Below are 17,469 nucleotides of genomic sequence, written 5' to 3' on the forward strand. Positions count from 1 at the left end.
GAGTCGCCGGCGTGTCCCAGTCTGAAGCTCCCCATTCCGAAACTCCGCCTTCACGCCTGCCGTCGCCGGCCCTGCTGGCCTTCGGCGGGGTCGGGGTCTGCGCCCTGATCTGGGGCACGACCTGGTACGCCATCACCTTCCAACTGGGGGCCGTCGATCCGGTGGTGTCGGTGGTGCTGCGCTTCGGCATCGCCTCGACCTTGCTGGCCTTGATCGTCAAGGCGACAGGTGGGCGGCTGGCGTTGACCCGGGGGCAGCATCTGGCGGCGCTGGGACAGGGGCTGTTCTCCTTCGCCATCAGCTACGCCTTCGTCTACGCCTCGGAGGAGAAGATCGCCTCGGCCGTGGTGGCGGTGATCTTCGCCGCCCTGGCCTTCCTCAACCTGATCCTGTTTCGCGTGGCGTCGAAGCAGAAGGCGGCGCCGGCCGCCTGGCTGGGCGCGGGGCTGGGCGTGGTCGGCGTCGGCGTCCTGTCGGCGGGCGAGGTGATGGGGGCGGGGCTGGGCGTCCACGCCGTGGCCGGCGTCAGCTTCGCCGTGATCGCCGTCGTTGCCTCGGCGTTCGGCAACTGGTTCGCCTGGAGGGGACAGCAGGCCGGTTCGGGCGTCCTGCCGTCCACCGCCTGGGCCATGGCCTACGGCACGGGAACGCTGGCGCTCTACGCTCTGGTCACGGGCGTATCCTGGTCGGTGGCGTGGAGCCCGGCCTATGTGATCTCCCTGCTGTATCTGGCGGTGTTCGGCTCGGTCGTCGCCTTCGGCCTGTATTTCACCATCGCGCGGGCGAGGGGATATGCGACCGCCAGCTACATCTCGGCCCTGACGCCGCCGATCGCCATGCTGGTGTCGGTGATGTTCGAAGGCGCGCGCTTCGGCCTGCTGGCCTTGCTCGGCCTGGCCCTGGTTCTGGCCGGACAGGTGTTCCTGATCCGCGCGCCCAAGCGTTCGGCCGCCTGATCAGGCGGCGCCGGTCGCGATCGGCGCATCCGGCCGGGCGCCCCATTCAGCCCACGACCCGTCATAGAGGCGCGACGGCCGCCCCAGCACGGCCAGCCCCAGCGTCAGGATCGCCGCCGTCACGCCTGAGCCGCAACTGGTGATGACGGGCCGCTCCAGATCGACGCCCGCCGCGCGAAAGGCCTCTTCCAGCGCCGCGCCCCGCTTCAAAGTCCCGTCCGTGTTCAGCAGGTTGGAGAAGGGCAGGTTCAGCGCCCCCGGCATATGACCTGCTCGCACGCCAGGACGCGGCTCGGCCGCTTCGCCTCGGAACCGAGCGGCGCCGCGCGCATCGACCAGCTGAAGGCCGTCCGCCAGCGCGGCCCCGACCTGATTGAAATCCGCCATGGCGTCGGCGTCGAACTGCGTCTCGAAGCGAGCGGCGTCTGGCGCGGCTGGAACTCCGCCCTCCAGAGGCCGCCCCTCGGCCTTCCACTTCGGCAGACCGCCGTCCAGCACGCGCACGCGCCGGGCGCCCATCGTCCGCAGCGTCCACCAGACTCGCGCCGCGGAGAACAGGCCCTGCGCGTCATAGACGACGATGTCGTCCGTCTCCTCGACGCCCATCGCGCCCATCGCCTCGGCGAAGGCTTGGGGCGACGGCAGCATGTGCGGATAAGGGCTTTCCCGATCCGACACGGCGTCCAGGTCGAAGAAGACGGCGCCGGGCAGCCGCTCGCGTTCGAAATCCGACCGCGCATCGCGGCCGTCCAGCCACCAGCTGGCGTCGATGATCCGCAGGTCGGACACGTCCAGCCGCGCGGCCAGGGCGTCGGTCGAGATCAAGGGCGTGTCGGTCGTGCTCATGTGATCAGACTATCATGATCGCGCGGCCGGTGGTCAGGGCCTGAGTCGCCCGATAAGTTGCGAAAACGCATCCGCGACGCCACCTGTCCGACTCAAAGTCGCGGCACAGGCCCGCGGACCGCCGTTGAAACCAGTCGAAAGCGCCGCCGTGACCTCTCCGAATGCCGTCATCACCCTGTCCGAAGGCCTCAAGAAACCCGTCGTCATCGGCGGCGGCGCCCGCATCGTCTTCATCGCCGGCCCCTGCCAGATGGAAAGCCGCCAGCATGCGCTGGAGACCGCCCATGCGCTGAAGGAGATCGGCGAGCGGCTGAACCTCGGCATCATCTACAAGACCAGCTTCGACAAGGCGAACCGTACCAGCGCCAGCGCCGCGCGCGGCATCGGCCTGAAGGACGCCCTGCCGATCTTCGCCGAAATCCGTGAAGTCACCGGCCTGCCGACCCTGACCGATGTCCACTCCGAAGCCCAGTGCGGCCCGGTCGGCGAGGTCGTGGACGTGCTGCAGATCCCGGCCTTCCTGTCCCGCCAGACCGACCTGCTGCTGACCGCCGCCGCCACGGGTAAGGCGATCAACATCAAGAAGGGTCAGTTCCTGGCGCCCTGGGACATGAAGAACGTCATCGCCAAGGTCACGGGCGCGGGCAATCCGAACGTCATGGCCTGCGAGCGCGGCGCCAGCTTCGGCTACAACACCCTGGTCAGCGACATGCGCGCCCTGCCGATCCTGCGCGAGATCGGCTGCCCGGTGGTGTTCGACGCGACCCACAGCGTCCAGCAGCCGGGCGGGCAGGGCACGTCCTCGGGCGGCCAGCGCGAGTTCGTGCCGGTGCTGGCGCGCGCCGCCGTCTCGGTCGGCGTCGACGCCGTCTTTATGGAGACGCACGAAGACCCGGACAACGCCCCGTCGGACGGTCCGAACATGGTGCCGCTGAGCCAGTTCGAGGCTCTGGCCGCCGAACTGATCGCCTTCGACGACCTGGCCATCAAGCTGGGTCACAAGGGGCCGATGGCGAAGACGGCGTGAATCCGCTAGTTCGGCGTCATGGCTGAACGTTCTCTCGATCTCGGCGCCCTGCAGTCCCTGCTGGAGCGCGTGCGCGACCTGAAGGTCGCCTGCGTCGGCGATCTGATGTTGGATCGCTATGTCTATGGCGAGGTCAGCCGCATCTCGCCAGAGGCGCCGATCCCCGTTCTGCGCGCGCGCCGCACCGTGGCCATGCCCGGCGGCGTGGGCAACGTCGCCCGCAACGTCGCAGCGCTGGGCGGTCAGGCCCGTCTGGGCGCTGTGGCGGGCGATGATGCGGCGGGCGCCGAACTGGCCGATCTGATCGCCGCCGAGGACCGGATCGAGGACGCCCTGATCCGGCCCGCAGGCGCCGCCACCATCGTCAAGACGCGCTTCGTCGCCGCCGGCCAGCAACTGCTGCGTCTGGACGACGAGGCCGCGACCCATTCCGGCTATGCCGACAAGGCGGTGTTCCGGGGCGCGGGCGCCATCCTGCTGTCCGACTACGCCAAGGGCGTGGTGGACGACGGCGCCATTCAGGCGGCGCTGTGGGCCGGGGCCGAATACGGCGCGCCGGTCATCGTCGACCCCAAGGGGCGCGACTTCGCCCGCTATGGCGCGGTCGACGTCATCAAGCCGAACGCCAGCGAACTGGCGGGCGCCACCGGCCTGCCCACCGAGACCGACGAACAGGTCGAGGCGGCGCTGGCCGCCCTGCTGAACGCCACCACGGCCAAGGCCGTCATCGTCACCCGCGCGGGCAAGGGCATGACGTTGGCGCGCAGAGACGGCGGCGTCACCCACTTCCCCGGTCGGGCGCGTGAAGTGTTCGACGTTTCCGGCGCGGGCGACACCTGCCTCGCCGCGCTGGGCCTCGCGCTGGGCGCGGGCGCGACGCTGGAGCAGGCGGTGCAGTTCGCCATCCTGGCGTCCGGCGTGGTCGTGGGTAAGAGCGGCACCGCCGTCGTCACGCCCGCCGAATTGATCGAGGCCGAGATGAGCCAGCACGCGGCCCTGGCCCAGTCCAAGGTCACGCCGCTGGACGAACTGGCCGATCAGGTCGAGGCGTGGAAGCGTCAGGGTCTGAAGGTCGGCTTCACCAATGGCTGCTTCGACATCCTGCACCGTGGCCACGTCGCCTATCTGAGCCAGGCGCGCAGCTGGTGCGACCGTCTGGTCGTGGCGCTGAACACCGACGCCTCGGTGCGCCGCCTGAAGGGCGAGGGCCGCCCCGTCAATGATCTGGACAGCCGCGCCGCCGTCATCGGCGGTCTGGCCAGCGTCGATCGCGTCACCGCCTTCGACGACCCGACCCCCATCGCCCTGATCGAGCGGCTGAAGCCCGATGTGCTGATCAAGGGCTCGGACTACACCAAGGACAAGGTCGTCGGCGCCGCCGAGGTCGAAAGCTGGGGCGGCGAAGTCCGTCTGGCCGACTTCGCCGACGGCTATTCCACCACGAAGACCATCGAGAAGATGACGGGAGAGACAGCATGACGCCCAGAATGATCGTCGTCACCGGCGGCGCGGGCTTCATCGGCTCCAACATCGTCGCCCGCCTGTGCGAGAGCGGCGCCTGGGACGTGGTCGTCTGCGACCGGCTGGAGACCGCCGACCTCGCCAAGTGGAAGAACATCGCCAAACACCCCATCGCCGATCTGTGGGCGCCCGAAGAGCTGTTCGACCAGCTGGAGCGTCACGCCGACCGCATCGAGGCGGTGATCCACATGGGCGCCATCTCCTCGACGACGGAGCCGGACGCCGACCTGATCCTGCGCACCAACTTCAGCCTGTCGCGCGACATCTGGGACTGGTGCGCGGTGCGGAACGTGCGGATGATCTACGCTTCGTCGGCCGCCACCTACGGCGACGGCGAGGCGGGCTTCGAGGATCGCGACGACCCTGAGAGCCTGAATGCGCTACGCCCGCTAAACGCCTATGGCTATTCGAAATATCTGTTCGACCAGTATGCCGTGCGCCAGGCCGATCGCGACGAGGCGCCGCCCCAGTGGGCCGGGCTGAAGTTCTTCAACGTCTATGGTCCGAACGAGGGCCACAAGGGCGGGATGAAGTCGGTCGTCGCCCAGATCTGGCCCAAGGTGCAGGCGGGCGAGACGGTCAGCCTGTTCCGCTCGCACAACCCGAACTATCCCGACGGCGGCCAGTTGCGCGACTTCGTCTTCGTCGATGACGTGGTCAACATCATCCTGTGGCTGCTTGAGCGCGAGGACATCTCGGGCGTGTTCAACGCCGGATCGGGGCAGGCCCGCTCCTTCGTCGATCTGGCGCGGGCCACTTTCGCGGCGGCGGGCAAGGGGCCGTCTATCGCCTATATCGACATGCCCGAGGCGATCCGCGATCGCTATCAGTACTTCACCGAGGCCAGCATGGATCGCATCCGCGCCCTCGGCTACGGCGGTCAATCGACGCCGCTGGAAGAAGGCGTGCGCCGCTACGTCCAGGACTTCCTGGCCCAGCCGGACCCGTATCGCTGATGTGGCCTAAGCTGACCTTTCGACAGTGGGTCGGCTATGCGGGCTTCGCGCTCGTCCTGCTGCTGACGGCGGCGGTGGCTGTCTGGCGCGGGGACATTTTGCGCGCCGGGCTGGACCCGCAGATCCCGTTCCAGACCTATAAGCCGCCGGCGGCGCCGGACTACGCCTCCGAGGACGCCTGGGCCCTGCTGAACGCGCGCGCGCCGGGCGCGGGCCCCGCCCACGTCTTCTTCATCCATTCCACCACCTACGACGGCGGCAGCGACTGGAACGGGGCCATCGACGACCGCCGCGCTCTGGACAAGCTGCGCAGCGTCGTCCTGCCCAACTACGCCGGACCGTTCGCCTCGGCGGGCGACGTCAGCGCGCCCCTGTATCGCCAGGCCAGCCTCTACAGCCGCTTGACCCTGCGTGAGGATGCGCGCGAGGCGCGGGCCTTCGCCTACGGCGACGTCCAGGCTGCCTTCGATCGTTGGCTGGCGGCGCGGCCGGAGGGGCCGATCGTCCTCGTCGGAGTGGAGCAGGGCGCCGACATTCTGGATCGTCTGCTGCACGACCGCGTGGCCAGGACGCCTTCGCTCAAGGCGCGTCTCGTCGCCGCCTATCTGATCGAGGGCCTGACCCCGGTCGCTCGCTTCACGCAGACGCCCCTGTGCCGCACGCCGGACCAGACCGGCTGCGCCCTGTCGTGGCGCTCGGTGGAGGAGAATGCGGAGGGCGAGGCCAGACGTCTCATTCGTCGCGCCCTGACCTGGAACGACCGCGGCGCCTTGATCGAGGCGGCGGAGACGCCCATCGCCTGCGTCAATCCGGTGACGGGTTCAGTCGACGCCCCGATCTCGCAGGCGCGCGAGAGCCGCGGCGCCACCAATGCCACCAACCTGGAATGGGGCGCGCGTCCCGCCCTTCAGCGCCGTCTGGTGGAGGCGGAGTGCCGGAACGGCATCCTGTGGCGGTCGCGCCTGACGTCAGAGTCCTTCCGCACGCCCGCGTCCTGGGCCGATCAGCGCAAGATCCCCGCCTATAATCTCTTCTACGCCGATATAGAGGCCGACGTGATGCGCCGTCTCAAGGCCTGGGAGGCCGTCGAAGACTGAGCCGGACGGTCGTCAGACCATGCCCATGTTCATCGCGGCCATCAGGGCGTCGCGGATGGCGGCGTCGGTGAAAGGCTTCTGCACCGTGGGGTTGCCGCGCCAGTGCTCGGGCAGGCCGCTTTCACCGTAGCCGGTCGAGAAGACGAAGGGGACCCCCCGCGCCTTGAGCGCCTCTGCGATGGGAAACACCTCCTGGCCGGCCACATTGACGTCCAGCAGGGCGGCGTCGAGATCGATCTCGCTGGCCACGACGCGCAGGCCGTCGCCGACGTTCGATTCCGGACCCACGACGGCGCAGCCCATGTCGCTGAGGATGGTCTCCAGCAGCATGGCGACCAGGGACTCGTCCTCGACGATCAGCACGCGGCGGCCGGACAGCGCTTCAGTCATGCGATTTCCATTTCCAGGGGCAGGCTGATCTCGGCGCAAAAGCCTTGGGACGGGTAGGAGAGCTGGACCGTGCCGTGCAGATCGTGGCGCACGTTGCGCTCGATCAGGCGGGTGCCGAAGCCGCGTCGTTCGGGTTCAGGGATGGGCGCGCCGCCCAATTCGCGCCAGGTGATCTCCAGGCGCGGCGATTTCTGGTCGGCCAGGCGCCAGTCGACGATGACGCGCCCGTCGCCACAGGCCAGGGCCCCGTATTTGGCGGCGTTGGTGGCCAGCTCATGGAAGACCATGCCCAGCGACAAGGCGCGCGCGGGCGACAGGGCCACGTGCGGTCCGTTCAGGGTCAGCCGTCCCAGGCCGTGCGCCTGGGTCTCATGCTCCAGAACCGCGCGCAGGTCGGCGCCTTCCCAATGGCTGCGGGTCAGCAGGTCATGAGTGTGGGACAGGGCCAGGATGCGGGACTGGAAGGCGGCGGCGAAGGAACTGGGGTCCTCATGGGTGCGCGCCGTCTGCATGGCGATCGACTGGACGGTGGCCAGGGTGTTCTTCACCCGATGGTTCAGTTCGTCGATCATCAGCTTCTGACGTTCGGCGGCCAGAACCACATCGGTGACGTCGTGGCCCTGGACGAAGATGCCGACGATGTGGCCTGCGTCGTCTCGAATGGGCTGATAGGCGAAGTCGATGTAGCGGTAGTCCAGCGGTCCGTCCTGCGCGTGTCGGAGCGCGAAGGCGCGCTGGCGGCCATAGACCGGCTCGCCGGTCTCGAACACATCGTTGAGGAAGTCGAGGTGGCCTTGATCGCTCAGCTCGGGCAGGGCGTCGCGGACGGGCTGGCCCAGGATGTCCCGGTGGCTGACCAGGCGGTAGCAGGCGTCGTTGCAGAACTGGATGATGTGGTCCGGACCGTTCAGCACCGCGACGAAGCCCGGCGCGTTCATCAACATGTCGGTCAGCTGTTTGCGTTCGGCTTCGAGGCGCTGGTTGTTGGCCTCGATCTTGGCGGCCCGCTGAAACACCTCGCCGCCGACCATGGCGTCCAGGGCGGAGGTCGGCTCTGCTTCTCCGATCTTGTAACGCAGGCGCAGCAGGTCGGTCACATCGCTTGTGTGCTGCAGGATATGGGTGACCTCGCCGGCCTCATTCTTGATCGGCGTGTGGGTGCAGCTCCAGAACCGGTCGTCGAAGACGGGCGTGCCGTCGGGACCGGGGATCAGGACGGGATAGTGCAGGATGGCCAGGTGATCCGGCTGCCCGGTGCTCAGCACCTTGTCGAAGGAGGCGCGCAGGCGGCGGCCTTCCTCTTCGCTGTCCGGGGCGTCGCCCGGCGCGAAAATCTCCATGACGTGGTGGCCGATCAACGCTTCACGCGTGCGTTGCGTGATGTCCAGATAGGCCTGGTTCATCCCCGCGAACCGAAGGTCGCGATCCAGCAACATGTAGGGATTGGGAGAGGAGTCGAACGCCGCCACCAGATCGATTGTTTTGGCGAGCTTGCGCAAACTCCATCCCCCTCTCACTGACTCCTTAACGCAGGATCAGCGGAAAGGGTGCCAGTTTCTGGGGCGAAAATGCAGCAAAAGTAAAGGTTGCCGTCTAGGCGTTCAGGCGCAGCGCTTCGGATAGGGCCCGGTGCATCGCCTTGGGCCGGTAATCGATGTCATAGGGCAGGCCGCGGTTAGGCGGAGCGTCCGCGTACTGACGTTGCGGCGGTTCGGACAGCCAGGAATGGCGGTCGCTCAGACCCCAGGTGACGACGCCTCGCACCTGGGGGAAAACCAGCATGGTCTCCAGATAGCGGCGCGTCTCATCGGCCACCTTCTGATCCCGCGCGGCCGCCGCGTCGTGGAAGCCGGCTTCCTTGACGTCCAGTTCGGTGATGGTGATCTCCAGCCCCAGGTCGACCAATTGCCGGGTCATGTCGCGCAGACCTTCGACCGACAGCGGTCCCTTGGACAGATCCAGGTGCGCCTGCACGCCGACGCCGTCCAGCGGCGTCCCCGAGGCGCGCAGCCGTCGCGCCAGGGCGACGATGGCCTTGCGCCGGGCCTGATCCACCGGATTGTCGTATTCAAAGCCGTAGTCGTTGACGACCAGATGGGCCTGGGGCGCAAGGGCGCGGGCTTCTTCCAGGGTGCGCTCGATATAGGTCGGGCCGAAGGCGCGGTGGAAGACGTTGCGCCTCAGGCCGCCGGCGCCGCCCTGGGTGTCGATCGGTTCATTGATGACGTCCCACTCGGTGATGCGCTCGCCGTATCGTTTGAGGACGCGCTCCAGATGGCCCGACATCAGCGACCAGTCGCGACGACGCAGCATCTCCTGCCTGGCCCAGTCGGGCGTGCCCTGGTCCCACAGCAGGGTGTGGCCGCGAACCTGCATCCCGTGGCGCTGGGAGAAGTCGAGCAGATCGTCGACGGGGGCGAAGTTGAACTCGCCCTTGCGCCACTCCAGGGCGTTCCACTTCAGGTGGATTTCAGGCGTCAGCACCTGGCAGTCGCGCAGGACCGCACCGCGCAATTCGGCGCTTTGGCGAAGCTGTTCGGCGCGGACGGCGGCGCCGAAATAGCGGCCCTGGGTCCTGGCGGCGTCAGCGAGGGCGGGGAGCTTCACGGGCGGAGGGTCCAGCGGCGCGCCTTCGCGCACCGGACGCCAGGCGGCCAGACCAAGGGCGGGCGCCAGCGCGGCGGCGCCGATGAAGACGCGTCTGGTGGGTCGCGGCAGCATCCGGCTGCACCTCCTCAGGAACGCGAGAAGGTTGCCTGACTACGCTTAACTTCTCGTTAAGGCGCAATCTTAAGAGGCGTCATGGACAATAAGTTGGGCGTGAAAACGGTGTTTCCATGAGCTGAGCGGCTCAATCCGCCCGCCGGACTGCGACCGGCTCTAGAAGCTTCGATAGAAACCGACCCGTAGATAGGCCTGGGAATCTCGTTCATCGCCGTCGCTGAGGCCTACAGAAACTTGGATTTCTGAGCGTTCGTTCAGTTTGAAGCCGGCGACGGGCCCCACGTGATAGGCGTTGTAGTTGGTGTCGCCTTCGGCCGCGACCTCCATGCCCAGGCGCACCCGGCCGGACGATCCGACCTGATGGGTCAGGCTGACCAGGGCGTTGTAGTCGTCCACCTCGAAGCCGTAGGAGCCGTACCAGTCGACCCGCCAGGGTCCGGAGACATGGCCGCCGTCCAGGGAGACGATGACCCCGCCCTGGCCGCCGTCGCGCCGGTTGCCGGGATCGGCGGGGCTCAGGTCCGTATCGACATAGCGATAGCCCACGCCGACGCTGCCCCAGGTCGGCCCGCTGCCGAAGCGATAGATCAGCTCCGCCTGGGCGCCGGTGAAGTCGGCGTCGATCTCGTTCGGGCCCGAGTTGTAGTCATAGCTGCCGGTGTAGACGGAGCCCCGCACCGCAAAGCCCCTGGAGTCGACCGAGCCCGGCAGGCCGATCGTCGCCCCGGCATAGGCGCTGTCGGCGACGTCCAACTGACCGCCGGCGAAGATGGTCACGTCGCTTTGCGCCGAGGCGGGGCCGACCCAGGCGACGGCCGCGCAGGTGAAGGCCGCGGCCGTCAGGGCGGACAGCGAAGTCATCGGGCGTCGACGATGGGGCATGGGTCAGTTCCTTGCGAAGTATCGAACGCGCCAGATGCTGGCGACGCCTGCGACGGGCGCTTCACGCATACAGAACAGGGGGGCGAATGCTGTCATACGACCAATCTTCCCCTGGAGAGTTGTTCCAGACTTTCAGCGCTGCGGTCAATGGGCGCGCGGGCGTGCGACACCCAGGCGATCAGCTCCTCCATGCCCTGATCCATGGAGCGCCGAGGGGTGAAGCCGAAGGTGCGCTCGATCTTGGAGATGTCGCCGAAGCAGTGGCGGATATCCCCGACCCGATAGCGGTTCAGCACCTCCGGGGCGATGTTCTTGCCCAGCAATCGGGCCAGGACGCCGGCGATCTCATTGATCGAGACGGGCGCGCCGCTGCCGACGTTGAACACGTCCCAGATTTCGCGGTCGTCATCCAGCACGGTGGCGAAGGCTTCGGCCACGTCCTGCACATGGACGAAGTCGCGCATCTGCCGCCCGTCCTCGAAGACCAGCGGCGGCTGGTCGTTCATTAGCCGTGAGATGAAGATGGCGGCCACGCCCGTATAGGGATTGCTCAGCGCCTGGCGCGAGCCATAGGCGTTGAACAGCCGCAGGGCCACGGTAGGGATGCGCAGGGCGCGGCCGACCGACAGGAACATCTCCTCATGGTCGCGTTTGTTCACCGCATAGATGGAGTTGGGCTGCAGCAGCTTCTCCTCCGGCGTGGGGCAGGGCTCCAGCGACTCTCCGTCGACCATCAGGTCCCAGTGGCGCGCCTCCAACTGAGCGTGCGGACGCACGTCGGCGGTCACATGGGCGCCGGTCGAGGGGCGGACGTAATCACCCTCGCCATAGATCGACATGGACGAGGCGACGGCGATCCGTTCCACCGTGTGCGGTCGCTGGGACAGGGTCTCCAGCATGACGGCCGCCGTCATGACGTTGTTGCGGGTGTAGTCGACGATGTTGGTCATGCTCTGACCCACGCCGACCGAGGCGGCGAGGTGGGCCAGATGGGTCACCCCGTCCAGCGCCGCCTCGAACACGCCGTCCTCCAGTAGGTCGCCCCTGATGCGGCGGGCCCGCGCGTCTAGGTAGACGGGCCACCCGTCCGCATCCAGTTCGGCGTCGCCGTGGACCTGAGGCGACAGACTGTCCAGAACTGTCACCCGATAGCCCCGCGCCAGCATGGCGTCTACCAGGTGCGAGCCGATGAAGCCCGCCCCGCCCGTGATGAGAATGTGCCTGTGCATGATCGTCTGCTTAGTGCTGGTGATGACGAAGGGCGCCGAACTCATCCAGCTTGGTGCGGACGAGGGTGTTGTTGGCGTCGATCTTCTCGGTCCGCTGCCAGGCCAGGCCGCTGTCCCGCAGATACATGACGAAGCCCAGCGTCAGCGGGATGATCCAGACGCACCACCAGACCATGATGAAGATGGGATTGACCATCAGCATGTAGCCGAGGCGCGCGCCCGCGCCGTCCAGCACCAGATCGGTTCGCCGCCACGTCTTGATGTAGAGGCCGATCATCAGGATCGAGAAGGCGACGATGTTGAAGATCGACAGGATCACCAGCCACAGCGGCAGGAAGTCCGCGCCCTGGAAGAACCGCCAGGCCGCCCAGACGCCCAGGGGGATGCCCAGGGTGTTCACCCACATGGACATGCAGGGCAGGAAGTTCATCCACACGCGGACCCGTTCGCCGAAGCTGAAGTCCATCTCCTTCAGCGGCGTCGTCAGGCTCTGGAAGAAGCCGGCGACCCAGCGCTTTCTCTGCGTGATCCCCTCGCGGAAGGTCTCGGGCACCTCTTCGATCAGGGAGCCCTCGATGATGCCCAGCGTCCGGCCGTTCTTCCAGAACCGCTGGCCCACCTCCGGGTCCTCGATGGCGATCCAGGGGTGGAAGCTTCCCAGTTCGATCAGGTCGTCCACCTTGAAGAACAGTCCCTTGCCCAGCACCCAGTAGGGCTGCTTCGGATCGGACAGGTGGCCGTATTTGGCCCCGTCCCAGGTCATGTGGTCGAAGGCGTGGAAGGCGGCGGCCAGACTGGCGTTCAGATTGCCCGCCACATTGCGCGCCTGCAGCACGTCGAACCGGCGCAGGCCGATGGCCGCGGCCTTGAAGTGATCGGCCGGCGGGCAGCTGTCGGCGTCGATGTAGTCGATCGTCAGCCCGCTCTTGTCCCTGTAGGTCTCCGCCACGTGATAGGTGGCGTAGATCAGCTGCCGCGTCTTCTTGGGCGGCAGATCCTTGACCCCGGCGCGCTTGCCGGTGTGCCACCAGTAGGCCTTGGGATTCCGGTCCCAGGCGTTCCACACCATGTCCCAGCTGGGGTCGGTGGTCGGCGGCACCGCCAGGATCTCGACGAAGGGGTAGGCGCCGGTCAGCCGTCTCAGGCTGGCGATGGTCTCGGCGTCGTTGCTGTTGGGAATGGCCAGGACGCGATAGCGATCGGTCGGATAGTCCAGCTTGGCCAGCGCCGTGAACGTCGTCTCCATGGTGCTCTCCAGCTCCCGCAGCACGGGGTAGAGCAGGACGATGAAGGGATAATCGGCCTCGCTGGCCGGCAGGGGCTCGTCCATGTCCACGCGCTCGACGCGCAGCGAGCGGAAATACATCTCCAGCAGGAAGCTGCCGAAATACAGGACCTGGGAAATGGCGAACAGCCAGACCAGCAGGGTCGCCCAGTTCGGATCTTGAGTGTTCATCACGCCGCTCGCCCAGTTATTTGCCCAATCAGTCGGTGGTGGTTGCTCGGTCCGTTGGTGAATTATCCAGCTGTCGTCTCAGGATGCGCTCGCGCCGCTCTGGGCCAGACGCTGGCCCTCCAACTCGCCGGCGAAGTAGGCGATGGTCTGCTCCAGCCCTTCCTCCAGCGGCACCAGAGGCGACCAGCGCAGATGGGCCAGCGCCCTGGAGATGTCCGGCTTGCGGCGGCGCGGATCGTCGATCGGCAGCGGGTGATAGACCAGCCGCGAGCCTGAACCGGACAGGGCGATCACCCGCCGAGCCAGGTCGTTGACAGTGATTTCGTTCGGATTGCCGATGTTGACCGGTCCGTCGATCTCCTCGTCCGTCTCCATCAGGCGGATGAAGCCCTCGATCAGGTCGTCGACGAAGCAGAAGGACCGGGTCTGCTCGCCTGTGCCGTAGATGGTGATGTCGCGCCCCGCCAGGGCCTGAACGATGAAGTTCGACACCACCCGCCCGTCGTCCGGGTGCATCCGCGGCCCGTAGGTGTTGAAGATGCGCACGATCCGCGTGGTCAGGCCGTGCTGCTGCCCGAAGTCCGTCACCAGGGTCTCGGCGAACCGCTTGCCCTCGTCGTAGCAAGAGCGCGGTCCCACCGTGTTGACGTTGCCGCGATAGCTTTCCACCTGCGGGTGGATTTCCGGATCGCCGTAGATTTCCGAAGTCGAGGCCTGAAAGAACCGCGCCCCGTCCGCCGCCGCCCGCTTCAGCAGGTTCAGCGTGCCGATCGAGCAGGTCATGGCCGTCTTCACCCGATCATATTGATAATGAACCGGGGAGGCGGGGCAGGCCAGGTTGTAGATCTGATCGAAGCGGCCCAGCGCCTCGTCCAGCGGCTCATTGATGTCCTGCGCTACCAGATGGAAGCGATCCGAACTCATCAGATGAGCGACGTTCGCGTGTCGGCCCGTATGAAAATTATCGATGCAGGTCACATGGTGGCCGGCGTCGATCAGTCGCCCGCACAGGTGAGACCCCAGGAAACCGGCGCCGCCGGATACTGCGATCCGTTTTGCAGTTTGGGCGTCGCGAGGCGTCGCATAAGAAAAGCGATCATCTGTCATCGCCTTCAGCCTTGATGGTTGTTTACAATTGGCGAAACAACGCTACGTGCTTACTGTATTCGCGTGACAGGGGAGATCGTATGACCCCCGACGCCGTCGACAATCGCGTTAACCTTTTATTAAGAATTGGGTTCCATTTGATCGCCTCATATGCGTCAAATTTCTGCCCGAATCAGACAAAAAGGGCGCAATGGCGGCGCTCGACGAGGGTGACAGGCCCGACGAACGCTGGATAGCGGTTGGGATCGCCGGGCCTGGGACTTCACGCCTCTCGCCTGAGGCGGCTTATGTAATCATCCGTCAGGCCGCCGCGTCATCTTGTCGGAAATACTAGGTTCTTCCCGCCGCGCGCTTCCACAGATGAAAGCGGGTTCGCCAGGTCGTTCGACGCCGAGGGCGACGCCATCGTCTCTTGGCGGTTCGAATTCAAGGAAGAGAACGGTGGAGGTGAAAGGCTGCGCCTTGAACCATCCACTCAGCGCTCGACTGGGCACCGGCGATCGTTCGCCGCCCCCACGGAGCGATGAGCAAAGCGAATTGAGCGTGAGTGAGAAAATGGTGGACGCGACAGGGATTGAACCTGTGACCCCCTCGGTGTGAACGAGGTGCTCTCCCGCTGAGCTACGCGTCCGCCTGGAACGGGGCGGTCAGTGACTGCGCCGTCGGGAGGCGCGGACATAGCCCGCGATTCCGATGACGGCAAGCCTCAAATCATCAAATACCAGCGCTGCTTGTTCAGATTCCCGCCGCCTGCGCGCCTTCCGAGGTTTCGTCCTCGGGATCGCCCGGCAGCCAGGCGACATGGCCGTTGTAGATGTCCTGGTTCAGGATGCCTTCCTCCCTGGCGACCAGGACCGGCACGACCATCTGGCCGGTGACGTTGGTGGCGGTGCGCATCATGTCGATGATGCGGTCGATGGCGATGATATAGCCGACGCCTTCCAGCGGCAGCCCCGCCGTCGACAGCGTCAGGGTCAGCATGACGATGCTGGTCCCTGGCACGCCCGCCGTGCCCAGCGACCCCAGCACCGCCGTCAGGCCGATCAGCACATATTGCGTCAGCGTCAGGTCGATCTGGAAATACTGGGCGATGAAGATGGAGGCGATGGCCGGATAGATGGCGCCGCACCCGTCCATCTTCACATTGGCGCCCAGAGGCACGGCGAAGGACGCATAGGCCTGCGGCACGCCCAGCCGTTCGACCGTCTGACGCAGGGTGACGGGCAGGGTGCCCAGCGATGACGAGGTGGCGAAGGCCGTCTGCATGGCCGCAGCGCCGCCGCGGAAGAAGCTGACCACCTTCAGCCCATGCAGCTTCAGCAGGCCCGAATAGACGACGAAGATGTGGAACAGGCAGGCCGCATAGATGGCGAAGATGAACTTGCCCAGCGGCAGCAGCGCCTCCCAGCCGTAGCCGCCGACGACCGAACCGATCAGGCCGAACACCCCGAACGGCGTCAGCTGGATCACCCAGCGGGTGATGCGGAAGATCAGGGCCGCGCCTTCGTCCACCAGTCTGCGCGCGTTCTGCGCCCGGTCGCCCAGCGCCACCAGGGCCCCGCCCAGCAGCGCCGAGAAGAAGATGATCTGCAGCACCTTGCCCTCGGCCAGGGAGGCGAAGGGATTGGTCGGCACGACGCCCAGCAGCACCTGCAGGGGTGAGGGGATCTCGCGCGCCTTCACCTCGCCCAGCGGCAGGTCGGACAGGCCGACGCCCGGATTGATGATGTGGCCGAAGGCGAAGCCGACCAGCACGGCCAGCAGGGAGGTGACGGCGAACCAGACGATGGTCCGCACCCCCAGCCGCACCGCGCCGACCCCTTCGCCCAGCTTGGCGATCGAACTGGCGATGGTGAACAGCACCAGCGGCGCCACCACCATGCGGATCAGGTTCAGATAGACGTCGCCGATCGGCTGCAGCCAGATCGTCGCCTGCTCGCGCAGGATCAGGCCGGCGATGATGCCCAGGGCGAACCCGGCGGCGGTGCGCTGCCACAGGGGAATGGCGAAGAAGCGACGAAGCATGACGACCCAGGGAGGAGGAACAGGTCGATCTATGTGTTTCGCAGGCGCACGGACGGCAACAGTAGCGGTCGCGATTGATGCTGAGAAGTTCTGTCGCGTGTTTTAGTTTTTCTGACAATCTGTGTGTTGCGGCGGTTCACGCAGATGCAGATAGAGCGGCAGCGCCAGCGATAGTCCGACAAAGAAGCTGGCCGGAAGGACCAGCCACCATCGCCCGACCTTGTTCGCGCGCGCATCACGCCATGACCACACCCAGAAGATGACAATTGTGATCAGCGCATCAGCAGAAAAACCGCCGGCGGCGCCGTTTGCGAACAGCGACTGCAGAAACAGCGGAATATCGGGCCCATGTGTCCCGAAGAACGATCCAAAGAACAACCAGGGAATCACTGTCCCCACAACGGCCATGGCCAGGTAAAAATTCTTGGCGGTCATGCGCTTTGCCTCGCTGCAGACCGCTTCTATGCGCCTTTATGCTCAAGCTGTCCGCAAGTAAATCAGGCGCTCATCACTCCGGCCAGCGCCTCTTCAAAACCATCGTAGTGGTCGATCATCACATCGCCGCCCAGTTCATCGTGCGGCACGTCGTTGTAGCCGAAGCGGACGGTGATGCAGGGCACGCCTGCGTCCCTGGCCGCCTTGGTGTCCGTCGTGCTGTCGCCGACCATGACGCAGCGCGCCGGATCGCCTCCCGCCTTGCGCACCGCTTCGATGATGTGCGCGCCGCTGGGCTTGCGCGCCGACACCGCATCTGGCCCGGCGATGAAGGCGAAGTGGCGCGTCAGGTTCAACGCTTCGATCAGCGCCACCGACAGGTCCGTGCGCTTGTTGGTCGCCACGCACAGGATCGCCCCGCGCGCGCTCAGCCGGTCCAGCGCCGCGACGCAGCCGTCGAACGGACGGCTCTCGTCGGCGATGTGAGCCAGGTAGACGTCGATGAAGCGCTCGAACAGGCCGGGGGCGTGGGCCTCGTCCCAGACGGCGCCCGCCTCCATGAAACCGTGGCGCAGCATGGCCATGGCGCCATGCCCGACCAGGTGCCGGGTCGAGGACATGGGCACGGGCGGCAGTTCATACTCCGCCAGCATCCGGTTCAGCGTGCCGATCAGGTCCGGCGCCGAATCCACCAGCGTTCCGTCCAGGTCGAAGGCGATGGTCCAGCCTTCCAGGTCGCGCTCAATGCTCACTCATCTGTCTCCCGGCTCGCGAAGACCCCGGCAATGGGCTAGATCGCAGGCAACGACAAGCCGCCG

The 17,469-nt window shown here is 66.5% G+C and carries 16 protein-coding genes and 1 tRNA gene; 5 read left to right on the forward strand and 12 right to left on the reverse strand.

All coding sequences use genetic code 11. From position 1 onward, the window contains the following. Positions 1-11 precede the first annotated feature (11 nt). Entirely contained in the window at positions 12-956 is a 945-nt protein-coding gene (locus tag ACWGL1_RS04075) for a DMT family transporter (RefSeq protein WP_452111259.1), read from the forward strand. Here ACWGL1_RS04075 and sseA read toward each other — a convergent pair whose 3' ends face one another. After that, on the reverse strand, positions 957-1,802 hold the full coding sequence (gene sseA / locus ACWGL1_RS04080) for a 3-mercaptopyruvate sulfurtransferase (protein ID WP_452111260.1): 846 nt from the start codon (positions 1,800-1,802) through the stop codon (positions 957-959). Positions 1,803-1,926: 124 nt separating this feature from the next. Between sseA and kdsA the strand changes: the two genes are divergently transcribed. The 4 genes from kdsA to ACWGL1_RS04100 are packed head-to-tail and all read left to right on the forward strand — an operon-like array spanning position 1,927 to position 6,403. Continuing rightward, complete coding sequence (kdsA, locus tag ACWGL1_RS04085) at positions 1,927-2,829, forward strand: 3-deoxy-8-phosphooctulonate synthase (protein WP_434735077.1); 903 nt, start codon at positions 1,927-1,929, stop codon at positions 2,827-2,829. A gap of 18 nt (positions 2,830-2,847) precedes the next feature. After that, positions 2,848-4,308, forward strand: coding sequence for a D-glycero-beta-D-manno-heptose 1-phosphate adenylyltransferase (gene rfaE2, locus ACWGL1_RS04090; protein ID WP_291781972.1), 1,461 nt, complete (start codon positions 2,848-2,850; stop codon positions 4,306-4,308). Further along, on the forward strand, positions 4,305-5,306 hold the full coding sequence (rfaD, locus tag ACWGL1_RS04095) for an ADP-glyceromanno-heptose 6-epimerase (protein ID WP_291781975.1): 1,002 nt from the start codon (positions 4,305-4,307) through the stop codon (positions 5,304-5,306). Before rfaE2 ends, rfaD begins: the two co-directional genes overlap by 4 nt. Next, complete coding sequence (locus ACWGL1_RS04100) at positions 5,306-6,403, forward strand: DUF3089 domain-containing protein (RefSeq protein WP_291781978.1); 1,098 nt, start codon at positions 5,306-5,308, stop codon at positions 6,401-6,403. The genes rfaD and ACWGL1_RS04100 overlap by 1 nt, the downstream gene beginning before the upstream one ends. Before the next feature lie 12 nt (positions 6,404-6,415). Here ACWGL1_RS04100 and ACWGL1_RS04105 read toward each other — a convergent pair whose 3' ends face one another. From ACWGL1_RS04105 to ACWGL1_RS04155, 11 genes are all read right to left on the reverse strand, one after another. Further along, the gene (locus ACWGL1_RS04105) at positions 6,416-6,793 is read right to left on the reverse strand and encodes a response regulator (RefSeq protein ID WP_291781981.1); all 378 of its coding nucleotides are present in this window, start codon (positions 6,791-6,793) and stop codon (positions 6,416-6,418) included. Next, entirely contained in the window at positions 6,790-8,292 is a 1,503-nt protein-coding gene (locus tag ACWGL1_RS04110; RefSeq protein ID WP_452111261.1) for a sensor histidine kinase, read from the reverse strand. The genes ACWGL1_RS04105 and ACWGL1_RS04110 overlap by 4 nt, the downstream gene beginning before the upstream one ends. Before the next feature lie 94 nt (positions 8,293-8,386). Continuing rightward, a complete protein-coding gene (locus ACWGL1_RS04115) occupies positions 8,387-9,514 on the reverse strand; it encodes an endo-1,4-beta-xylanase (protein WP_452111262.1) in 1,128 nt (375 codons plus the stop codon). A 159-nt stretch (positions 9,515-9,673) separates the two neighbouring features. Then, on the reverse strand, positions 9,674-10,399 hold the full coding sequence (gene bcsS / locus ACWGL1_RS04120; protein WP_452111263.1) for a cellulose biosynthesis protein BcsS: 726 nt from the start codon (positions 10,397-10,399) through the stop codon (positions 9,674-9,676). 92 nt (positions 10,400-10,491) lie between these two features. Further along, entirely contained in the window at positions 10,492-11,628 is a 1,137-nt protein-coding gene (locus tag ACWGL1_RS04125) for an NAD-dependent epimerase/dehydratase family protein (protein ID WP_343829236.1), read from the reverse strand. Positions 11,629-11,638: 10 nt separating this feature from the next. Next, complete coding sequence (locus ACWGL1_RS04130) at positions 11,639-13,084, reverse strand: glycosyltransferase family 2 protein (RefSeq protein ID WP_452111403.1); 1,446 nt, start codon at positions 13,082-13,084, stop codon at positions 11,639-11,641. A gap of 78 nt (positions 13,085-13,162) precedes the next feature. Then, positions 13,163-14,191 carry a UDP-glucuronic acid decarboxylase family protein gene (locus ACWGL1_RS04135; RefSeq protein ID WP_312217755.1) on the reverse strand — a complete coding sequence of 343 codons (1,029 nt, stop codon included), beginning with the start codon at positions 14,189-14,191 and terminating at the stop codon, positions 13,163-13,165. Positions 14,192-14,747: 556 nt separating this feature from the next. Beyond that, positions 14,748-14,822: transfer RNA gene (locus ACWGL1_RS04140), tRNA-Val, on the reverse strand. 104 nt (positions 14,823-14,926) lie between these two features. Beyond that, positions 14,927-16,216 carry a dicarboxylate/amino acid:cation symporter gene (locus ACWGL1_RS04145; RefSeq protein ID WP_452111264.1) on the reverse strand — a complete coding sequence of 430 codons (1,290 nt, stop codon included), beginning with the start codon at positions 16,214-16,216 and terminating at the stop codon, positions 14,927-14,929. Positions 16,217-16,318: 102 nt separating this feature from the next. Then, the gene (locus tag ACWGL1_RS04150) at positions 16,319-16,651 is read right to left on the reverse strand and encodes a DUF2834 domain-containing protein (RefSeq protein ID WP_452111265.1); all 333 of its coding nucleotides are present in this window, start codon (positions 16,649-16,651) and stop codon (positions 16,319-16,321) included. 62 nt (positions 16,652-16,713) lie between these two features. After that, positions 16,714-17,403 carry an HAD-IA family hydrolase gene (locus tag ACWGL1_RS04155; protein WP_291782382.1) on the reverse strand — a complete coding sequence of 230 codons (690 nt, stop codon included), beginning with the start codon at positions 17,401-17,403 and terminating at the stop codon, positions 16,714-16,716. Positions 17,404-17,469: the final 66 nt, after the last annotated feature.

The sequence above is a fragment of the Brevundimonas sp. NPDC055812 genome (genome assembly GCF_053616535.1).

Bases quoted from the DNA above. Each gene is read 5' to 3' on its own strand.
- sseA (WP_452111260.1), bottom strand. From the start codon at position 1,802: ATGAGCACGACCGACACGCCCTTGATCTCGACCGACGCCCTGGCCGCG.
- rfaE2 (WP_291781972.1), top strand. From the start codon at position 2,848: ATGGCTGAACGTTCTCTCGATCTCGGCGCCCTGCAGTCCCTGCTGGAG.
- rfaD (WP_291781975.1), top strand. From the start codon at position 4,305: ATGACGCCCAGAATGATCGTCGTCACCGGCGGCGCGGGCTTCATCGGC.
- ACWGL1_RS04100 (WP_291781978.1), top strand. From the start codon at position 5,306: ATGTGGCCTAAGCTGACCTTTCGACAGTGGGTCGGCTATGCGGGCTTC.
- ACWGL1_RS04105 (WP_291781981.1), bottom strand. From the start codon at position 6,793: ATGACTGAAGCGCTGTCCGGCCGCCGCGTGCTGATCGTCGAGGACGAG.
- ACWGL1_RS04115 (WP_452111262.1), bottom strand. From the start codon at position 9,514: ATGCTGCCGCGACCCACCAGACGCGTCTTCATCGGCGCCGCCGCGCTG.
- bcsS (WP_452111263.1), bottom strand. From the start codon at position 10,399: ATGCCCCATCGTCGACGCCCGATGACTTCGCTGTCCGCCCTGACGGCC.
- ACWGL1_RS04125 (WP_343829236.1), bottom strand. From the start codon at position 11,628: ATGCACAGGCACATTCTCATCACGGGCGGGGCGGGCTTCATCGGCTCG.
- ACWGL1_RS04130 (WP_452111403.1), bottom strand. From the start codon at position 13,084: ATGAACACTCAAGATCCGAACTGGGCGACCCTGCTGGTCTGGCTGTTC.
- ACWGL1_RS04135 (WP_312217755.1), bottom strand. From the start codon at position 14,191: ATGACAGATGATCGCTTTTCTTATGCGACGCCTCGCGACGCCCAAACT.
- ACWGL1_RS04145 (WP_452111264.1), bottom strand. From the start codon at position 16,216: ATGCTTCGTCGCTTCTTCGCCATTCCCCTGTGGCAGCGCACCGCCGCC.
- ACWGL1_RS04150 (WP_452111265.1), bottom strand. From the start codon at position 16,651: ATGACCGCCAAGAATTTTTACCTGGCCATGGCCGTTGTGGGGACAGTG.